At 69.1% G+C, this 17,760-nt stretch carries 18 protein-coding genes; 11 read left to right on the top strand and 7 right to left on the bottom strand.

What is annotated here, in order from left to right; translation table 11 throughout:
• Positions 1-61: 61 nt before the first annotated feature.
• Complete coding sequence (locus tag AB0D29_RS05110; RefSeq protein ID WP_362852211.1) at positions 62-643, bottom strand: TetR/AcrR family transcriptional regulator; 582 nt, start codon at positions 641-643, stop codon at positions 62-64.
• 180 nt (positions 644-823) lie between these two features.
• On the opposite strand from AB0D29_RS05110, the gene AB0D29_RS05115 reads away from it, so the two are divergent.
• Together AB0D29_RS05115 and AB0D29_RS05120 are read left to right on the top strand one after the other, a co-directional pair.
• Positions 824-1,879, top strand: coding sequence for an agmatine deiminase family protein (locus tag AB0D29_RS05115; RefSeq protein ID WP_362852212.1), 1,056 nt, complete (start codon positions 824-826; stop codon positions 1,877-1,879).
• The gene (locus AB0D29_RS05120; protein ID WP_362852213.1) at positions 1,876-2,820 is read left to right on the top strand and encodes a nitrilase-related carbon-nitrogen hydrolase; all 945 of its coding nucleotides are present in this window, start codon (positions 1,876-1,878) and stop codon (positions 2,818-2,820) included. The genes AB0D29_RS05115 and AB0D29_RS05120 overlap by 4 nt, the downstream gene beginning before the upstream one ends.
• 467 nt (positions 2,821-3,287) lie before the next feature.
• On the opposite strand, the gene AB0D29_RS05125 is transcribed toward AB0D29_RS05120, so the two are convergent.
• The 3 genes from AB0D29_RS05125 to AB0D29_RS05135 form a co-directional block, all read right to left on the bottom strand.
• A complete protein-coding gene (locus AB0D29_RS05125; RefSeq protein WP_362813334.1) occupies positions 3,288-4,745 on the bottom strand; it encodes a catalase in 1,458 nt (485 codons plus the stop codon).
• Positions 4,746-4,955: 210 nt separating this feature from the next.
• Positions 4,956-5,855, bottom strand: coding sequence for a 2-hydroxy-3-oxopropionate reductase (locus AB0D29_RS05130; RefSeq protein ID WP_362852214.1), 900 nt, complete (start codon positions 5,853-5,855; stop codon positions 4,956-4,958).
• Between the two features lie 75 nt (positions 5,856-5,930).
• On the bottom strand, positions 5,931-6,764 hold the full coding sequence (locus AB0D29_RS05135) for a TIM barrel protein (RefSeq protein WP_351287118.1): 834 nt from the start codon (positions 6,762-6,764) through the stop codon (positions 5,931-5,933).
• A gap of 125 nt (positions 6,765-6,889) precedes the next feature.
• Here AB0D29_RS05135 and AB0D29_RS05140 point away from each other — a divergent pair, with 125 nt between their 5' ends.
• The 8 genes from AB0D29_RS05140 (at position 6,890) to AB0D29_RS05175 (ending at position 13,294) form a co-directional block, all read left to right on the top strand.
• Positions 6,890-7,141, top strand: a complete 252-nt coding sequence (locus tag AB0D29_RS05140; RefSeq protein WP_326587156.1) for a thiamine-binding protein — start codon at positions 6,890-6,892, stop codon at positions 7,139-7,141.
• Positions 7,138-7,533, top strand: coding sequence for a helix-turn-helix domain-containing protein (locus AB0D29_RS05145; RefSeq protein WP_030715200.1), 396 nt, complete (start codon positions 7,138-7,140; stop codon positions 7,531-7,533). Before AB0D29_RS05140 ends, AB0D29_RS05145 begins: the two co-directional genes overlap by 4 nt.
• 154 nt (positions 7,534-7,687) lie before the next feature.
• Positions 7,688-8,203 (top strand): 2-oxo-4-hydroxy-4-carboxy-5-ureidoimidazoline decarboxylase, encoded by a 516-nt coding sequence (uraD, locus tag AB0D29_RS05150; RefSeq protein WP_362852215.1) that lies wholly within the window; start codon positions 7,688-7,690, stop codon positions 8,201-8,203.
• An 8-nt stretch (positions 8,204-8,211) separates the two neighbouring features.
• On the top strand, positions 8,212-8,601 hold the full coding sequence (uraH, locus tag AB0D29_RS05155; RefSeq protein ID WP_030715205.1) for a hydroxyisourate hydrolase: 390 nt from the start codon (positions 8,212-8,214) through the stop codon (positions 8,599-8,601).
• A 1-nt stretch (position 8,602) separates the two neighbouring features.
• Positions 8,603-9,526, top strand: a complete 924-nt coding sequence (pucL, locus tag AB0D29_RS05160; protein WP_362852216.1) for a factor-independent urate hydroxylase — start codon at positions 8,603-8,605, stop codon at positions 9,524-9,526.
• 190 nt (positions 9,527-9,716) lie between these two features.
• On the top strand, positions 9,717-11,120 hold the full coding sequence (locus tag AB0D29_RS05165) for an 8-oxoguanine deaminase (protein WP_030715217.1): 1,404 nt from the start codon (positions 9,717-9,719) through the stop codon (positions 11,118-11,120).
• Between the two features lie 358 nt (positions 11,121-11,478).
• Complete coding sequence (locus AB0D29_RS05170; protein ID WP_362852217.1) at positions 11,479-12,870, top strand: nucleobase:cation symporter-2 family protein; 1,392 nt, start codon at positions 11,479-11,481, stop codon at positions 12,868-12,870.
• 196 nt (positions 12,871-13,066) lie between these two features.
• Complete coding sequence (locus AB0D29_RS05175) at positions 13,067-13,294, top strand: hypothetical protein (protein WP_362852218.1); 228 nt, start codon at positions 13,067-13,069, stop codon at positions 13,292-13,294.
• A gap of 91 nt (positions 13,295-13,385) precedes the next feature.
• Here the strand turns inward: AB0D29_RS05175 and AB0D29_RS05180 are convergent, their stop codons facing one another.
• Positions 13,386-14,024, bottom strand: a complete 639-nt coding sequence (locus AB0D29_RS05180) for a 3'-5' exoribonuclease (protein ID WP_362852219.1) — start codon at positions 14,022-14,024, stop codon at positions 13,386-13,388.
• Between the two features lie 177 nt (positions 14,025-14,201).
• On the opposite strand from AB0D29_RS05180, the gene AB0D29_RS05185 reads away from it, so the two are divergent.
• Entirely contained in the window at positions 14,202-14,588 is a 387-nt protein-coding gene (locus AB0D29_RS05185; protein ID WP_362852220.1) for a VOC family protein, read from the top strand.
• A gap of 43 nt (positions 14,589-14,631) precedes the next feature.
• On the opposite strand, the gene AB0D29_RS05190 is transcribed toward AB0D29_RS05185, so the two are convergent.
• Positions 14,632-15,822 (bottom strand): GDSL-type esterase/lipase family protein, encoded by a 1,191-nt coding sequence (locus tag AB0D29_RS05190; protein WP_362852221.1) that lies wholly within the window; start codon positions 15,820-15,822, stop codon positions 14,632-14,634.
• A gap of 280 nt (positions 15,823-16,102) precedes the next feature.
• Entirely contained in the window at positions 16,103-17,722 is a 1,620-nt protein-coding gene (gene aceB / locus AB0D29_RS05195; RefSeq protein ID WP_362852222.1) for a malate synthase A, read from the bottom strand.
• Positions 17,723-17,760: the final 38 nt, after the last annotated feature.

The following is a 17,760-nucleotide window of genomic DNA, read 5'->3' on the forward strand; positions in this document are numbered from 1 at the left end:
GGTCGTTCCGCGTCCGGAGGCCGTTCAGGGGCGGGGTCGGGGACCTGCCCCTGCACGGGGCCTATGCGGGGAGGGGGCCGAGCTCCGCGTCCACCGCGCCGGTCAGCAGCGCGCGGGCCCGCTCCAGGGACAGGGAGCCGCTCAGCCAGCGCTCGCTGAGGCCCTCCACCAGGGCGGTCAGCCGCTCGGCGGCGTCCAGCGGCGTGACGTGCAGATCGGCGAGGCCGGCCGCCTGGGCGTCCGAGATGGCCTCCGCCGTGTCGTGGGACCAGGAGCGGGTGGACTCGGCCAGGGGCGCGCGCAGGTCGGTGTCGAAGATGGCGCTGGCCCGCAGCTCGCCCCAGGCGGTGCTGTTCTCGCGGACCCGGGGGATGTCCTGGAGCTCGCTCAGCAGCAGCTGCAGGAGCACCTCGCGGGCGTCCTCGGTGTCCTTGAGGGCCTCGTCGGTGTAGCCGGTGGCGCGGTCGCTGATGAAGGCGAGGGTGCGCTGGACCAGACCGGCGCGGTCCTTGAAGTGGTAGTAGATCAGCGCGGTGGAGACCCCCGCCTCGGCCGCCAGTTCCTCTACGCGCAGCCCTCTGACGCCGTTGCGCGCGATGACGCGCACCGCTGCTTCCAAGATCAACGCCTGGCGATCGGCCACTCTTGCCCGCACCTTTCGGTTGGATGCCGGATACCCCTTGACTGACCTTTCAGTCAGGACTCACCATAGCTCCAACCCGACACCCTGATGCGCTTTTCAGTCTCTTCGATACTGACTGAAATTTCAGTCAGATTGCTCGTGGTCGTCCGATCGTCCTCATCGCACCGAGGGAGCACCCGCATGAACCAGCGCATGCCCGCCGAATGGGCCGCGCACGAGGCCTGCCTGATGGTCTGGCCGACCCGCGCCTCCCTGTGGGGGCCGGCCTTCGAGGCGGCCAAGCAGCAGTACGCCGCCGTGGCCCGCGCCATCGCCGCATTCGAGCCCGTCATCATGATCGCCGCGCCCGGACTCGCCGACGAGGCCCGCACCGTCTGCGGCGCGGCCACCGCAGCCACAGCGGCCGACACCGCCGGCGGCCACGGCATCGAGGTCGTAGAGCTGCCGGCCGACGACTCCTGGCTGCGCGACTCCGGTCCGATCTTCGCCTACGACGAGCACGGAGACCGGGTCGGCGTCGACTTCCGCTTCAACGCCTGGGGAGAGAAGCACTACCCCTGGACCGCCGACGACAAGCTCGCCTCGCTCCTCCTGGACCGGCTCGGCACCCCGCGCGTCCACTCCTCCATGATCCTCGAAGGCGGTGCCGTCACCGTCGACGGCGAAGGCACCCTCATCACCACCGAGCAGTGCCTGCTGCACCCCAACCGCAACCCCCGCATGAGCCGCACGGACATAGAGGACGAGCTGAAGCGCCGCCTCGGCGTCGAGAAGGTCATCTGGCTGCCCTACGGAGGTCTGGAGGACACGGAGACCGACGGTCACGTGGACGGGGTCGCCGCCTACGTGGCCCCCGCCAAGGTGGTCGTCTCCCTCCCCGAGGATCCGGCCCACCCCGACTACGCCCGGATGCGCGCCAACCTCGCCGTCCTGGAGGCCTCCACCGACGCCCGCGGCCGCTCGCTGGAGATCGTCGTCCTCCCGCAGACCACCTACGGGGAGGTCGCGGGCACCCCCGTAGAGGTGGGCTACCTCAACTTCTACCTCGCCAACGGCGGTTGCGTGGTCCCCGTGAGCGGGGGCCCGGAGGACGAGGCCGCCCTCGCCGTCCTGGCCTCCGCACTCCCCGACCGCAAGGTGGTCGGCGTACCGACCCCGGTCCTCGCGTACGGCGGCGGCGGTGTCCACTGCATCACCCAGCAACTCCCCACGCGGCGCGAGGACCTGACGGCATGAGCTACGCACTCCTCACCTCCTACGGTTCCCCGCTCGGCTCCCCGGCCCGCACCGAGCCCGCCGAGCGCCTCCCCCTGCGCGTCGGCCTCGTCCAGATGCGCTGGTACGCCGACGAGCGCGAGCACGACGGCCGGCTCCGGGAGGGCGTGGCCCTGGCCGCCGCCGAGGGGGCCACCGTGGTCTGCCTGCCCGAGCTCACCCGCAGCCCGTACTTCTGCACCACCGACGACCCGATGGCGCAGGGCGCGGCGCGTCACCTCGAAGACGTCGAGGACGGCCCGACGGTCCGGCTGGCCGCCGAGCTCGCCACGGAACTCGGCATCACCGTGCACGCCTCGCTCTACGAACGCGCGCAGGACGGCGGCCTCGGATACAACACCGCCGTCTGCGTGGCCGCGGACGGCAAGCTGATCGCCCGGACCCGCAAGAACCACATCCCCGCCTTCCCCGGCTACCGCGAGGACCTCTGCTTCCGCCCCGGCGACAGCGGCTTCCCGGTCGTCCCCCACCAGGGCGCCCGCTTCGGCTTCCCCACCTGCTGGGACGAGTGGTTCCCCGAACTCGCCCGCGCCTACGCCCTGAACGGCGCCGAGATCCTCGTCCACCCCACCGCCATCGGCTCCGAGGTGGGCCTGCCGGACTTCGACACCCGGCCCATGTGGGAACACGCCATCAGCGCCAACGGCCTCGCCAACGCCCTCTTCATGATCGTGCCCAACCGCACCGGCACCGAGGGCCGCTCCACCTTCTACGGCTCCTCGTTCATCTCCGACCCCTACGGCCGGGTCATGCTGCGCGCACCCCGCGACCGGCCCGCCGTCCTCGTCGCCGACCTCGACCTCGACCAGCGCCGCGACTGGCTGGAGTTCGGCCTGCTGCAGACCCGTCGCCCCGAGCTGTACGGCCGGCTCACCGAGCCCCTCGGTCCGCGACTCGGGTAACGGCCGGAACGGGGGCGGGGGCGGCCGGAACGGGGGGAACCGGGGGACGGCCGGATCGGGGGGACGGCCGGATCGGGGGAACGACAAAGCGCCGAGTCACGGGACCGTCCGTGACTCGGCGCTCTGGTTGTTACCGCCCGACGGTGCGAGGCTGGCGCGACAGGACGTTCGCACCGCCGGGCGGAGTCGGTTGGGGAGGTGTGTTCCTCCGCGTGCAGGGGGCTCTGTGCGTAGCCCCTGTACGCGGAGGATTGGCTGGGACCGTGGCGGTCGGCGACGAGAACTCCGGCTTCGTCTCCCTCAGGTCAAGAGACGGGCCTCGGAACCCATTACCACCGCACTGGCTCGCACGCCCGCCACGGTCCTCGTCCTGCCCTCGCCGCGTACCACCCCTCATCCGGGTCCACGGGTCGGGCTCAGCACCCGGGGCCTGACCTCCCGTCAGGCCCCCGGTACAGCTGTGCGGCTCAGGCGTCGCGCAGGGCGCGCACGGCCTCCTCGACGCGACGGCCGTAGTCGGCGTCCGCGGCGTGGAAGTGAGCCAGGTTCTTCTCGATGACGTCCTCGAGGGTGACCTGAGACAGGCCGCCGGCGATGTTCGCCACCAGACGCTGCTTCTCGGCCTCCGACATCAGGCGGTAGAGCTCACCGGCCTGGAAGAAGTCGTCGTCCTTGGTGTGGGCCGGGGCCTCGTGGGTGCCCGTGTAGCCGGAGACGGCCTTCGGGGCGCCGAGCGCGAGACCGGTCTCGGCGGGGCCCTGGTACGAGTTGGGCTCGTAGTTCTTGTCGTGGCGCGAGCCGTTGCGCAGCGCCATGACGCCGTCGCGGCCGTAGTTGTCGGCCTTCGTCGCCTTCGGGGCGTTGACCGGCAGCAGGGTGTGGTTCACACCGAGGCGGTAGCGCTGGGCGTCGGCGTACGCGAAGAGACGGCCCTGGAGCATCTTGTCCGGCGAGGCGGTGATGCCCGGGACGAAGTTGTTCGGGGAGAAGGCGGACTGCTCGACCTCGGCGAAGACGTTGTCCGGGTTGCGGTCGAGGACCAGGCGGCCCACGCGCTGCAGCGGGTAGTCGCTGTGCGGCCACACCTTGGTGAGGTCGAACGGGTTGAAGCGGTAGTCCGCGGCCTCGGCGGCGGGCATGATCTGGACGTAGAGGGTCCAGCTCGGGTTCACACCGCGCTCGATCGCCTGGAGCAGGTCGGTCTGGTGCGAGTTCGCGTCCTTGCCGACGAGCTCGGCGGCCTGCTCGCCCGACAGGGACCGGATGCCCTGGTTGGTCTTGAAGTGGTACTTGACGAAGAAGGCCTCGCCCTGCTCGTTCGTCCACTGGTACGTGTGGGAGCCGTAGCCGTTCATGTGGCGGTACGACGCCGGGATGCCGCGGTCACCCATCAGCCAGGTGATCTGGTGCGTCGCCTCGGGGGCGTGCGCCCAGAAGTCCCAGACGTTGTCCGGCTCCTGCTTGCCCGTGAAGGGGTCGCGCTTCTGGGAGTGGATGAAGTCGGGGAACTTGATCGGGTCCTTGATGAAGAACACCGGGGTGTTGTTGCCGACGAGGTCGTAGTTGCCCTCTTCGGTGTAGAACTTGAGCGCGAAGCCGCGCGGGTCGCGGACCGCGTCCGCGCCGCCGAGCGAGTCGGCGACGGTGGAGAACCGCAGGAAGGTCTCGGTCTTCTTGCCGACCGTGTTCAGGAACGCGGCGCTGGTGTACGCGGTGACGTCGTCCGTCACCTCGAAGTAGCCGTACGCGGCGGAGCCGCGGGCGTGCACCACGCGCTCCGGGATGCGCTCGCGGTTGAAGCGGGCAAGCTTCTCGAGGAGCTGCTGGTCCTGGACCAGGAGCGGGCCACCGACGCCGGCGGTGGCGGAGTTCTGATTGTCGGCGACCGGGGCGCCGGACTCGGTCGTCAGCGTGCGCTTCGACATGGTGACCTTCCGTACGGGTAACTGCTGACGGAAAGCGTCTTCCGTCATGCGGAACAGCCTAATTTCGGCGGCAACTAAACGTCAACAGTTTGTTGAACGAAGTTGAAAGGCGAGTGGTGATCCGGACGGCGCCGGCACTTGGGCGCGACAGGACAGGTGTCAGCACCGGCGCCATCCGGAGACTCGGATCCCCTGTAAGAGGGGAAGTGCTCAGATCTGAGCGCCGGAGAGGCGCTCGACCGCACGGAGCAGGGCGGAGTGGTCCAGGCCGCCGTCACCCTGGGCGCGCAGCGAGGCGACCAGCTGGGCGACGACCGCGCCGACCGGGAGGGCCGCACCGACGTTGCGGGCGGCGTCGGTGACGATGCCCATGTCCTTGTGGTGCAGGTCGATCCGGAAGCCGGGCTTGAAGTCGCGGTTCAGGAAGTTGTCCTTCTTGCGGGTCAGGACCGTGGAGCCGGCCAGACCGCCGTTGAGGACGTCCAGGGCGGCCTGGAGGTTCACGCCGGACTTCTCGAGGAAGACGACGGCCTCGGCGCACGCCTGGATGTTCACCGCGACGATGAGCTGGTTGGCGGCCTTCACCGTCTGGCCGGAGCCGTGCGGGCCGCACAGGACGATGACCTTGCCGAGCGCCTCGAGGATCGGCAGGGCGGCGTCGAAGTCGGCCTGCTCGCCACCCACCATGATCGACAGGACGGCCTCGATGGCGCCGGCCTCGCCGCCGGACACCGGGGCGTCGAGGACGCGGATGCCCTTCTCGGCGGCGTTCTTCGCGAGGTCGACCGAGGTCTGCGGGGTGATCGACGACATGTCGATGATCAGCGCGCCGGACTTCGCGTTCTCGAGGATGCCGTTCTCACCGTAGGAGATGGCCTCGACCTGCGGGGAGGCGGGCACCATCGTGATGATGACGTCGGCGTCCTTGACGGCCTCGGCGATCGAGCCGGCCACGGAGCCGCCGGCGGCGGCCAGGCGGTCCAGCTTGTCCTGCTCCAGGGTGAAACCGGTGACCGAGTAGCCGGCCTTCAGGAGGTTCTCGGCCATGGGGGAGCCCATGATGCCGAGACCGATCCAGGCGATCGACGGGAGCGCAGTGGGGTTGCTCATGATGAGGGTCCTTCTCTTAATGCTTTGTACGAAAAGTTCGTGACGTGCCTGGCTGATCGCCTGGACTTTGTCCGCCTACTTCGCGGCGCGGGCCTCGGCCGGCAGCCATGCGAAGGACGCGGCAGCGTCGGCGGCCTTGTACTCCAGGCCTACGTAGCCCTCGTATCCGGCCTTCTTCAGCTGGTCGAGCAGCTCCTCGAGGGGCAGCTCGCCGGTGCCGGGGGCACCGCGTCCGGGCTTGTCCGCGATCTGGACGTGCCCGGTCTTGGCGGCGTACTTTTCGATGACCTCGGAGAGGTCCTCATCGTTCATCGCCAGGTGGTACAGGTCGAGCAGGAACTTGGCGTTGCCGAGGCCGGTGGCCTCGTTCACCTTGTCCACTACCTCGATGCCGGCCGGGGCGCTCACCAGCGGGTAGAGCGGCGACTCGGGCTTGTTGAGGGTCTCGATCAGGAGGATCGCGCCGACGCGGTCCGCGGCCCGGGCCGCCACGACCAGGTTCTTCAGCGCGAGCTCGTCCTGTACGGCCGGGTCCACGCCTTCGACGCGGTTGCCGTACAGGGCGTTCAGCGCCTTGCAGCCGACCGAGGCCGCGAAGTCCGCGGCCACGTTGATGTTGGCGTTGAAGCGCTCCGACTCCGCACCGGGAACCGAGACCGCACCGCGGTCCGGCCCCGGCAGCTGGCCGGCGTAGAAGTTCAGGCCCACCAGCTGGGTGCCGGCGTCCTCAAGAGCCTTCTTGAGGGCGTCGAGCTCCTCCTGTGCGGGGGTGGGGGTCTCGATCCAGGGCCACCACAGCTCGACCGCCGTGAAGCCCGCCGCGGCGGCAGCCGCGGGACGCTCCAGGAGCGGGAGTTCCGTGAAGAGGATCGAAAGGTTTACATCGAAGCGCTGGTCCGTGTATCCCATGAGGGGTGTGCGCTCCTTCCGTATTGCGGAAGTTAGTTTCTGCTTGATGGAAGACTGCATCGGGCTTGTCCCGGATGTCAAGTACGGACTGCCGGAAAATCGAGACCGCGGGGTAGCTTGACCGCGTGCGATTGAGAGTGGAGTTCACGACCGAGCCCTTCGACCTCGAAGAGGCTCCTGCCCATGCCGTGGCCGCGCGCGAGGTCATTCAGAAGGCCCAGCTGGACGCGGTGGACGTCGGCCCGTTCGGCAACACCGCCGAGGGTGAGGCCGACCGGGTGCTGGCCGCGGTGGGCGCGCTGCTGCGCGATTCACTGGAGGCCGGGGCCACGCGCGTCTCGCTCCAGGTCAACGTGATCGGGGAGGACACCCCATGACGGAGCCCCGCGACCACCCCTTCGTCACCGCGGTCAAGCCGCTGGTGGACGCCATGGGCGGCGAGCTGATGGATCCGGCCCTGGCGCAGCCCGACGACGTCGTGCTCAGCTGGGAGGGCCAGGACCTGCTGGCCGTGCGCCTGCCGCAGCTCTCGGATTCGCTGGACCACATCCTGGCGGCCCTGGAGCGCCGGCACGGCGTACCGTTGTCGCAGCTCGACCGGAAGTCCAAGCAGGACGTGGTGCGGATACTGGAGGCGCGGGGCGCCTTCTCCGTGCGGCACGGTGTGGAAACGGTCGCGGGCGCCCTGGGTGTAAGCCGCTTCACGGTCTACAACTACTTGAACCGGGATTCCGGCCCCAAAGGCAGCGCCAAGAGCAGCCAAGAGTGAAAGACTGCTGACCCGCAGTGACGAGCCGCCGCCCAATTCACCCGGGCGGCGGCTTTTGTGTACGGGAAGTTTCAACAAAGTGTTGACGCCGTGTTGTCGAGGGCGTTAGCTATGCGCAGCCCGTCAAAGCAACAACAGGCCACGGAGGCCTACCGTGACTTCGAGTCCGACCCCGGGTCTCACCCGGTTCAACACCTTGGACGACAGCGCGGCCACGGCCGAGCTGCACGAGGTGTGCGCCAGTTCGGCGTGGGGGAGCAAGATGCTCGCCCAGCGCCCCTTCGCCACCGCAGAGTCCCTGTTCGCCGCGAACGAAGCCGCCATGGCGGAGCTCACCGCGGACGACCTGGGCGAAGCGATGGGAGGCCACGCGCCGATCGGCCGGCCGAAGCCGGGAGACCCGACCTCCGCCCGCGAGCAGCGTGGCATGGCCGGCGCCTCGGAGGAGCTCAAGAACGAGCTCCTCGAACTGAACCTGGCGTACCAGGAGAAGTTCGGCCACGTCTTCCTCATCTGCGCCACCGGTGCGACCGGTGAGTTCATGCGGGACGCGGTCAAGGTCCGGATCGACAACTCGCCGGAGCGGGAGCGGGAAATCGCCCGCGGCGAGCTCGTCAAGATCAACAAGATCCGCCTGACCCGCCTCGTCGAACTCGTTGAAGGAGAGTGAGACCGATCATGAGCACCGAGACCACCGCGTCGGTGTCCACGCACATCCTGGACACCAGCATCGGCAAGCCCGCCGAGGGCGTCGCCATCTCCCTGTCGGCCCGTACGGGTCTGGACGGCGAGTGGGCGGCCCTGGGCGGCTCCGCCACCGATGCGGACGGGCGCTGCAAGGACCTGCCGGCGCTGCCGGAGGGCACCACCCACGTGCGTCTCGACTTCGAGACCGAGACGTACTTTTCGAAGAAGCAAGCCGAGGCGCAGCAGGACGCCCCCCGCGTAAGGGACAGCGGTGCGTTCTTCCCCGAGGTCACCATCACCTTCGCGGTGAACCCGGGCGAGCATTACCACGTACCGCTGCTGCTCAACCCGTTCGGCTACTCCGTTTACCGAGGGAGCTAGCATGGCCACGATTCTGGGCCAGAACCAGTACGGCAAAGCAGAGAACCGCGTCGTCAAGATCACGCGGGACGGCGACACGCACCACATCAAGGACCTGAACGTCTCGGTCGCCCTCTCCGGCGACATGGACGACGTCCACTACTCCGGCTCGAACGCCAACGTCCTGCCGACGGACACCACCAAGAACACGGTGTACGCGTTCGCCAAGGAATACGGCATCGAGTCCGCCGAGCAGTTCGGCATCCACCTGGCGCGCTGGTTCGTCAACAGCCAGGAGCCGATCCAGAAGGCGCGCATCCGGATCGAGGAGTACTCCTGGTCCCGGATCGCCACCTCGGACGCCAACTCCAAGTTCATCGGCTCCGACGAGGTGAACCACTCGTTCGTCCGCGACGGCGGCGAGACCCGGGTCACCCAGATCACGTACGACGGCAAGAACTGGGAGGTCATCTCCGGCCTCAAGGACCTCGTCGTCATGAACTCCACGAACTCCGAGTTCTGGGGTTACGTGAAGGACAAGTACACGACCCTGAAGGAAGCGTACGACCGCATCCTCGCCACCCAGGTGTCGGCCCGCTGGCGCTTCAGCTGGTCGGACGACGACCAGCGGATGCCCAACTGGGAGAAGTCCTACGCCGAGACCCGCAAGCACATGCTCCAGGCCTTCGCGGAGACCTACTCCCTCTCGCTGCAGCAGACCCTGTACCAGATGGGTTCGCGCATCATCAACCACCGTTCGGAGATCGACGAGGTCCGCTTCTCGCTCCCGAACAAGCACCACTTCCTCGTGGACCTTGAGCCCTTCGGCCTCAAGAACGACAACGAGGTCTACTTCGCCGCGGACCGCCCGTACGGTCTGATCGAGGCCACTGTTCTCCGGGACGGCGTTGACGCCCGTATCCCCGTGGACATGACCAACCTCTGATGCGGCACGCGCGTCCCGGGGCTCCGCAGTGGCCCCGGGACCGCGCGACACTCTTCAGCTTCCTGAATCGGCACCCGGACGCATCACTCGGGGCGGCAGTACTGTCAGCTGTCAAGGCCCCCGGCTCCGGCACTCAAATCTCCTGGGCCTTGCCGTGCCCATACCGCCACTGAAAGCACGAGGAAGTCCCATGGCAGCATCGGCAGCCCCTGACAGCGCGGTCGAGCGCATCGTCATCGAGAACTGTGCGATTGCGACCGTCGACGCCAACGACACCGAGTACGCCTCGGGTCACATCGTCGTCGCCGGCAACAAGATCGAGTCGATCGGTGCGGGCAAGGCCCCCGAGAACCTCGAGAACGTCGTACGTCGCATCGACGGCACCGGGCACCTCGTGACCCCCGGTCTGGTCAACACGCACCACCACTTCTACCAGTGGATCACGCGTGGTCTGGCCACCGACCACAACCTCTTCAACTGGCTGGTCGCGCTGTACCCGACGTGGGCGCGCATCGACGAGCAGATGACGTACACGGCCGCGCAGGGCTCCCTCGCCGCGATGGCCAAGGGTGGCGTCACCACCGCGATGGACCACCACTACGTCTTCCCCAAGGGCTCCGGCGACCTCTCCGGCTCGATCATCCGCGCCGCCTCCGAGATGGGCGTCCGCTTCACCCTCGCCCGCGGCTCCATGGACCGCAGCGAGAAGGACGGCGGCCTGCCGCCGGACCACGCCGTCGAGACCCTCGAGGGTGCGCTCGCCGACACCGAGGCGACCGTGAAGAAGTTCCACGACGCCTCGTTCGACTCGATGACCCAGGTCGCCGTGGCCCCGTGCTCCCCCTTCTCGGTCTCCACCGAGCTGCTGAAGCAGGGCGCCGAGCTGGCCCGCCGCCTGGGCGTGCGCATGCACACGCACGGCTCCGAGACCGTCGAGGAAGAGCAGTTCTGCAAGGAGCTGTTCGGCATGGGCCCGACCGACTACTTCGAGTCGACCGGCTGGCTCGGCGAGGACGTGTGGATGGCGCACAGCGTCCACATGAACGACTCCGACATCGCCGCGTTCGCCCGTACCAAGACCGGTGTCGCGCACTGCCCGTCCTCCAACGCCCGTCTGGCCGCCGGCATCGCCCGCGTCCCGGACATGCTCGCCGCCGGTGTCCCGGTCGGCCTCGGCGTGGACGGCACCGCCTCCAACGAGTCCGGCGAGCTGCACACCGAGCTGCGCAACGCGCTGCTGATCAACCGCCTGAACCCGGTCCACCGCGAGCGCGCCCTGAACGCGCGCCAGGCCCTGCGCCTCGGTACGTACGGTGGCGCCCAGGTACTCGGCCGCGCCGACAACATCGGTTCGCTGGAGGTCGGCAAGTGCGCCGACCTGGTGCTGTGGAACCTGAGCACCTTCCTGCACTCCTCGATCGCCGACCCGGTCACCGCGCTGGTCTTCGGTGCGGCCGCCCCGGTGACCGCGTCGTTCGTCAACGGCAAGCAGATCGTCGAGAACAACCGCCTCCTCTTCGCCGACGAGGACGCCATCGCGGTGTCCACCCGGGAAGAGGCCCAGCGCCTCGCGCGGATCTCCGCGCAGGCCTGATCCCCCGGAGTCCGGCCGGGGGGGACGGCCCCCGGCCGGCCGCCGCGGACCCGAGCGGGGTCCGCGGCAGCCGTTCCCGGGTAGCGCCTGAGGAAATCCGAGGGCGCCCCGGGGGCGGTGACTCGTGCCACTTGCGCTGCCGCGCGCGCTTCGCGCCATGGCCACGGCACCTCCAGCCCCCGCGGCTGGAACCACAGCGCGGAACCGGTTTTGGGCGAATCGATTCTGCACCCCTTGGGACACGTAGTCGCACCACCCACAACTCCATACAGGCTCGACTCGCACTCCTTTCGCACCACCTCCATGACACCCACGTCCCTGCCGACGTGTTACCCGACCGGAGGAAGCCGTGGCCGCAATGCCCAGGTTTCGCAAAGACGCAGTCGCCGTACCGCAGGTCTCCGGGGAGAAACACCCGGTCGACGAGACCCTGCCTCCGCTGAAAATGTTCACGAGCGGTCTCCAGCACGTGGCCGCGATGTACGCGGGTGTCGTCGCCCCGCCCATGATCGTCGGCCCTGCCGTGGGGCTGTCCGCCACCGAGACCGCCTTCCTGATGGGCGCCTCGCTCTTCACCGCCGGCCTCGCCACCCTCCTCCAGACCCTCGGGTTCTGGAAGATCGGCGCCAAACTCCCCTTCGTCAACGGCGTCTCCTTCGCCGGTGTGACCCCGATGATCGCCATCGGCAAGGGGGAGGGGGACAACGCCATCCCCGTCATCTTCGGCGCGATCATCGTCGCCGGAATCCTCGGCTTCTTCGCCGCCCCCTACTTCGGCAAACTCGTCCGCTTCTTCCCACCGGTCGTGACGGGTACGGTCATCACCCTCATCGGCGTCTCGCTCCTGCCCGTGGCCTTCAACTGGTCGCAGGGCGGGAACAGCACCGCCGCCGACTACGGCTCGATGAAGAACATCGGCATGGCCGCCGTCACCCTCGTGATCGTCCTGCTGATGCGCAAGTTCCTGCGCGGCTTCCTCCAGCAGATCTCCATCCTGCTCGGCCTGGTCGCGGGCACGCTCATCGCCCTGCCGCTCGGCATGACCAGCTTCGACGCCGTCAAGAACGCCTCCGTGGTGGGCTTCCCGACCCCGTTCCACTTCGGCGCCCCGCAGTTCCAGGTCGCCGCGATCATCTCGATGTGCATCGTCATGCTCGTCTGCATGACCGAGTCCACCGCCGACATCCTGGCGCTGGGCAAGATCGTCGGACGTCCCGCGGACGCGAAGACCATCGAGGGGGGCCTGCGCGCAGACACCCTCGGCAGCGCGCTCAGCCCGCTGTTCAACGGTTTCATGTGCAGCGCCTTCGCCCAGAACATCGGGCTGGTCGCCATGACCAAGGTGCGCAGCCGGTTCGTGGTCGCCGCGGGCGGCGGCATCCTGATCCTGCTGGGCCTGTGCCCGATGGCCGCCTCCGTCATCGGCGTGGTCCCGCTGCCGGTCCTCGGCGGCGCCGGGATCGTCCTCTTCGGGTCGGTCGCCGCCAGCGGCATCCAGACCCTGGCCGGCGCGGCCATGGAGAAGGGCGAGAACGCCCTGATCGTCGCCGCCTCCGTGGGCATCGGCCTGATCCCGATCGCAGCGCCCGACTTCTACCACGCCTTCCCGAAGGACCTGCTGGTCGTCCTCGACTCCGGCATCAGCACCGGCTGCGTGGTGGCCATCCTGCTGAACCTGGCCTTCAACCACCTCGGCGCCAAGAGGGGCGCGGCCTCCGGGGCGTCCCCCGAACCGGTGCCGGTGCACTGACCGACACCGCCGGACCGTACGGCGGTGCGCACGTCACCCACTGCGGGCGTGACGTGCGCACCGCCGTACGCGTGCGTGTGCTCCAGCTTGGACGGCTCCGCCGGTCACTCTGGGTGGCGGGGCCAGTGTTCGTGGTCCGTCCTCGGACGGATAGGTTCACCGTGGTGTGTTCGAGCCACTTCTGGAGGGGTCACCGGTGGACATTGTCGCGATCATGGAGGCGCTGGCCGAACAGGGCATAACCGTGCTGTTCAAGGCCGATGCCGAGCGGATGGCGGAGAGGCGGAGGCCCTGGACGTTCGTGGCCAGTGGCGCCCCGTTGCGTGACGACGTCCTCGTGCGTACCGATGCTGCGTCCGTGGAGCAGTGCCTCGAAGCCTGCCTGCCCCGCCTGCGCGAACTGGGCTTCACTTTTCCCGAATGACGAGGCATGCCGGCTGGAGCGGCGATGCGGAGGTCGGCGACGGGCACCAGCAGCCGGAGGCGGTCGCGCCGGTACGGATCGTCCGTCCCGTTCACGCGTGGGCGCCGCCGGGAGTCTGCGCCGCGGGCACGGCCGGCGAGGGCTGCCACAGCATCAGGTTGCTCATCAGCTCGGCCTGTTCGATCGCGTCGTCCAGGGCGTGGTGCGTGTGGCGGCGCCGCGACAGCAGTTCGCGGGGCATCCGGCCCTTGACCGCCGCGCGCAGCGGCACGCGCGCCTTCGTCGCGTAGAGGGTCTTCATGTCCAGGCAGCCGGAGTGGCCGAAGGGGCTGTCACCGCCGAACCGCATCAGGTACCAGTACAGGAAGGTCCAGTCGAAGGGGGCCGGGTAGCCGCACATCACCGGCTGCGCACCGGCTTCGGCCGACACCTCCCGCACCCAGGTGCGGAACTCCTCCATGGCCGCCGCCGGGTCGGCGCCCTCCCGGACCAGCCGGTCGCGGTCCAGCCCGCTGACGGCGAGCGCCTCGGGCACGTACGCGTCGCTGATCGGCCGCAGCTCGCGGTAGAAGGTCCGCTCCTGCGGATCGGCGGCCGTATACGACGCGCCGTCCTGCCGGCCGGCGACCGCGGCCCCGAAACTGATCATCGAGTAGGGGCCGGGGATGGGTCCGTCGGCCTCGACGTCGACGGAGATGTAGAGGCTGGGACGTGCGGTGCGGGCTGCCATGCGCGAGAGCATGCCAGCCCGCGCCGCGCCGTTCACCCGGATTTACGACCGCCGGGCGCCGCGCCCGCCCACGTACGGTGACCGGCCGCGGGCGGGCCGTGCGCCTCCCGTCGGTCGACGGCCGCCGCCGTCGGGGGGAGGATGGAGAGCGGGGAGCGTCGGAGCGAAGGAACGGTCATGTTCGCAGACACCAAGGCATTCAGCGGATTCTCCGTCGACGACATCGGCAGGGCCAAGGAGTTCTACGAAGGCACCCTCGGCCTGCGCGTCTCGGAGAACAAGGACATGGGCCTGCTGTCGCTGCACCTGGCGGGCGACAACACGGTCATGGTCTACCAGAAGGACAACCACGAGCCCGCGAGCTTCACGATCCTCAACTTCCCCGTCGACGACGTCGATCGGGCCGTCGACGAACTCACGGGACGAGGCGTCCGGTTCGAGCGCTACGAGGGCTTCGACACGGACGCCAAGGGCATCGTCCGGGAGGCGGAAGGCGGGCCCACCATCGCCTGGTTCAAGGACCCGGCGGGCAACGTCCTCTCCGTGCTGGACGGCTCCTTCTAGCCCTTTCCAGCCCCCTTCCAGGCCCTGCCGCCCCCCGCAGGCCTCAGGGGGCCGGGGTCAGGAACATCCCGGTCTGGTCCCCGCCCGCGGTGTTCTTGCAGCTGAAGCCGGAGCTCGCGGGCTGGGCGACGACCAGCGCGAGGCAGCGGCCGGCCGCCAGTTGGCCGAAGTAGTTCGGGTGCATGGACTCCTGGATCAGGCCCTGCGACTCGTTGTTGTCGATCCAGCGCGCCCACTCGCTCGTCTTCGCCGAGGCCGGCACCGTGGAGCTGACCTGCTTGCTCGCCTTGGCGCACACCTCACGGCCCTGCATCATGTCCCGCAGGTCCAGGAACTGCACCCCCTTGGCCGCGGCGACCCCCTTGATCCGGTTGGCTATCTGCGGCACGAGCGAGTCCCGCGCCCAGTCCGAGTCCCGGTTCCAGAAGGGACAGCCGCCCGTGTTGAGCCGGCTCCAGTCGCTCTGCGTGTACCGGTTCTCGGCGCCCCGCGGGATCGGCGACGGGTAGGACTGCAGCACGATCCGGTACGAGGAGTCGGCGTACCCGGCCGCGCGCATCACGGCCCGGACCTCGTCCACGGACTTGCCGACCTTGCCCATGACCGCGTCGATCTTCTGGTCGACCCCGTACTGCTGGTCGTCGTAGCAGTACGAGTTCCAGATGACGAAGTCGAGCGCGCAGTCCTTGATGATGTCGGCGAAGCCCAGGTCGTTGCCGCCGATGGACAGCGCGATGACCTTGACGTTGTGGCTCGCGGCCACCGCGGCGAGCTGGTCCGCCTGCGGCGCCTCGCCCTTGAAGGCGACGCCGCCGTTGGAGGCGCGGAACACGTTGTCGGAAACGGCCCCCGAACAGGCCAGGTTCACGGCGACGTCGGCGATCGCCCCGGCGCTGCGCACCTCGGCGGAGTCCGAGCGGTGACACCCGCCGGCCGTGGTCCCGTACACCTTGCCGGGATCGTAGGTGCTGCCGCTGACCCAGCCCCGGTCGGTCCCGTTCCTGCTCCCGGAGTTGGTGAGCGTGTTGCCCTTCCAGCGTCCGGCCTCGCCGGAGATGTAGCTGTCGCCCATGGACACCACGGCGGTGGGTCCGGTCCCGGGGCTGGCCACGGAGGTCCCGGCGCCGCCGGCCACCAGCGCGCCGACGGCGAGCGGCAGGACCAATCCGGCCCCGGCCAGTCGTCGCACCCGACTGCGGTACCGGTCCTTGCTGACGTTGCGGAATCCGATCACTGCGGAACTCCTGCGTTTTCGGCCATGCCGAAGTCGGCAACGACTCCGTCGCGTGGCTGGGAAAGTGGGGGTACCGCCGGCCGGTGGCATCGGAAAGGTGACACGGGCCCACTTGTTACCGCTAGGTACAGGCAAGTTACGAACGAGTAACGACCGATCGGTCGTTCGGGAGCCTGATCTTCCTGTTGTGGAACGCAAACGGCTCCGCCCCCGTGCCGTGAAGGCGACGGGGGCGGAGCCGGCGGATTCGGCCGCTGTGCGTGTCAGCCGAATCCGGGGATCAGCCGACCAGCTGGTCGTACGCGGGGAGCGTCAGGAAGTCCGCGTAGTCCGCGTCCAGGGAGACCTGGAGCAGTAGGTCGTGGGCCTGCTGCCACTTGCCGGCCGCGAAGGCCTCCTCGCCGACCTCGGCGCGGATGGCGGCCAGTTCCTCGGCCGCGATCTTGCGGGTCAGCTCGGCGGTGGCGGTCTCGCCGTTCTCGAACACCACGCCGGCGTTGATCCACTGCCAGATCTGGGAGCGGGAGATCTCGGCGGTGGCCGCGTCCTCCATCAGGCCGAAGATGCCGACGGCGCCCAGGCCGCGCAGCCACGCCTCGATGTAGCGGATGCCGACCTGGACCGCGTTGCGCAGGCCCTCGTACGTCGGCTTCGCGTCCAGGGAGTCGATCGCGATGAGCTCGCCCGGGGCCACCGAGACGTCCTCGCGCAGCCGGTCCTTCTGGTTCGGCTTCTCGCCGAGGACCGCGTCGAAGGAGGCCATCGCGATCGGGACCAGGTCGGGGTGGGCGACCCAGGAGCCGTCGAAGCCGTCGCCGGCCTCGCGGTCCTTGTCGGCCTTGACCTTCTCGAAGGCGACCTTGTTGACCTCGGCGTCCTTGCGGGACGGGATGAAGGCCGCCATGCCGCCGATGGCGTGCGCGCCGCGCTTGTGGCAGGTGCGGACCAGCAGTTCGGTGTACGCCCGCATGAACGGGGCGGTCATCGTCACCGCGTTGCGGTCCGGCAGGACGAACTTCTCGCCGCCGTCGCGGAAGTTCTTCACGATGGAGAAGAGGTAGTCCCAGCGGCCCGCGTTCAGGCCCGCCGCGTGGTCGCGCAGCTCGTAGAGGATCTCCTCCATCTCGTACGCGGCGGTGATCGTCTCGATGAGGACGGTGGCGCGGACCGTGCCCTGCGGGATGCCGACGTAGTCCTGGGCGAAGACGAAGATCTCGTTCCAGAGGCGCGCCTCCAGGTGCGACTCCGTCTTCGGCAGGTAGAAGTACGGGCCCTTGCCGAGGTCGATCAGGCGCTTCGCGTTGTGGAAGAAGTACAGGCCGAAGTCCACGAGCGAACCGGAGGCCGGGCCGCCCTCGAACCGCAGGTGGCGCTCCTCCAGGTGCCAGCCGCGCGGCCGCATCACGACGGTGGCGAGCTGGTCGGCGGGCTTCAGGGCGTACGCCTTGCCCGTGCGCGGGTCGGTGAAGTCGATGCGGCGCTCGTAGGCGTCGATGAGGTTGAGCTGGCCGAGGACGACGTTCTCCCAGGTGGGAGCGGAGGCGTCCTCGAAGTCGGCGAGCCAGACCCTGGCGCCCGAGTTCAGGGCGTTGATGGTCATCTTGCGGTCCGTCGGACCGGTGATCTCCACGCGGCGGTCGTTCAGCGCGGCCGGGGCCGGCGCCACCTTCCAGTCGCCCTCGCGGACCTGTGCGGTGTCCGGGAGGAAGTCGAGGGTGGAGGTCCGGGCGATCTCGGCACGGCGCTCGGCGCGGCGGGCGAGGAGCTCGGCGCGGCGGGGGGCGAACCGCCGGTGGAGCTCGGCCACGAAGGCGAGAGCCGCTTCGGTGAGGACTTCGTCCTGCCGGGGCAGGGGCTCGGCGTCGACGATGGCCAGCGGGGACGGCGCTGGTGCGGACATATCTGTCACTCCTTCAGCGGCGGTGCCTGGCGGCCGCG

The organism is Streptomyces sp. NPDC048424 (assembly GCF_040651555.1).
In the GTDB taxonomy this organism is placed as follows: Bacteria; Actinomycetota; Actinomycetes; order Streptomycetales; family Streptomycetaceae; genus Streptomyces.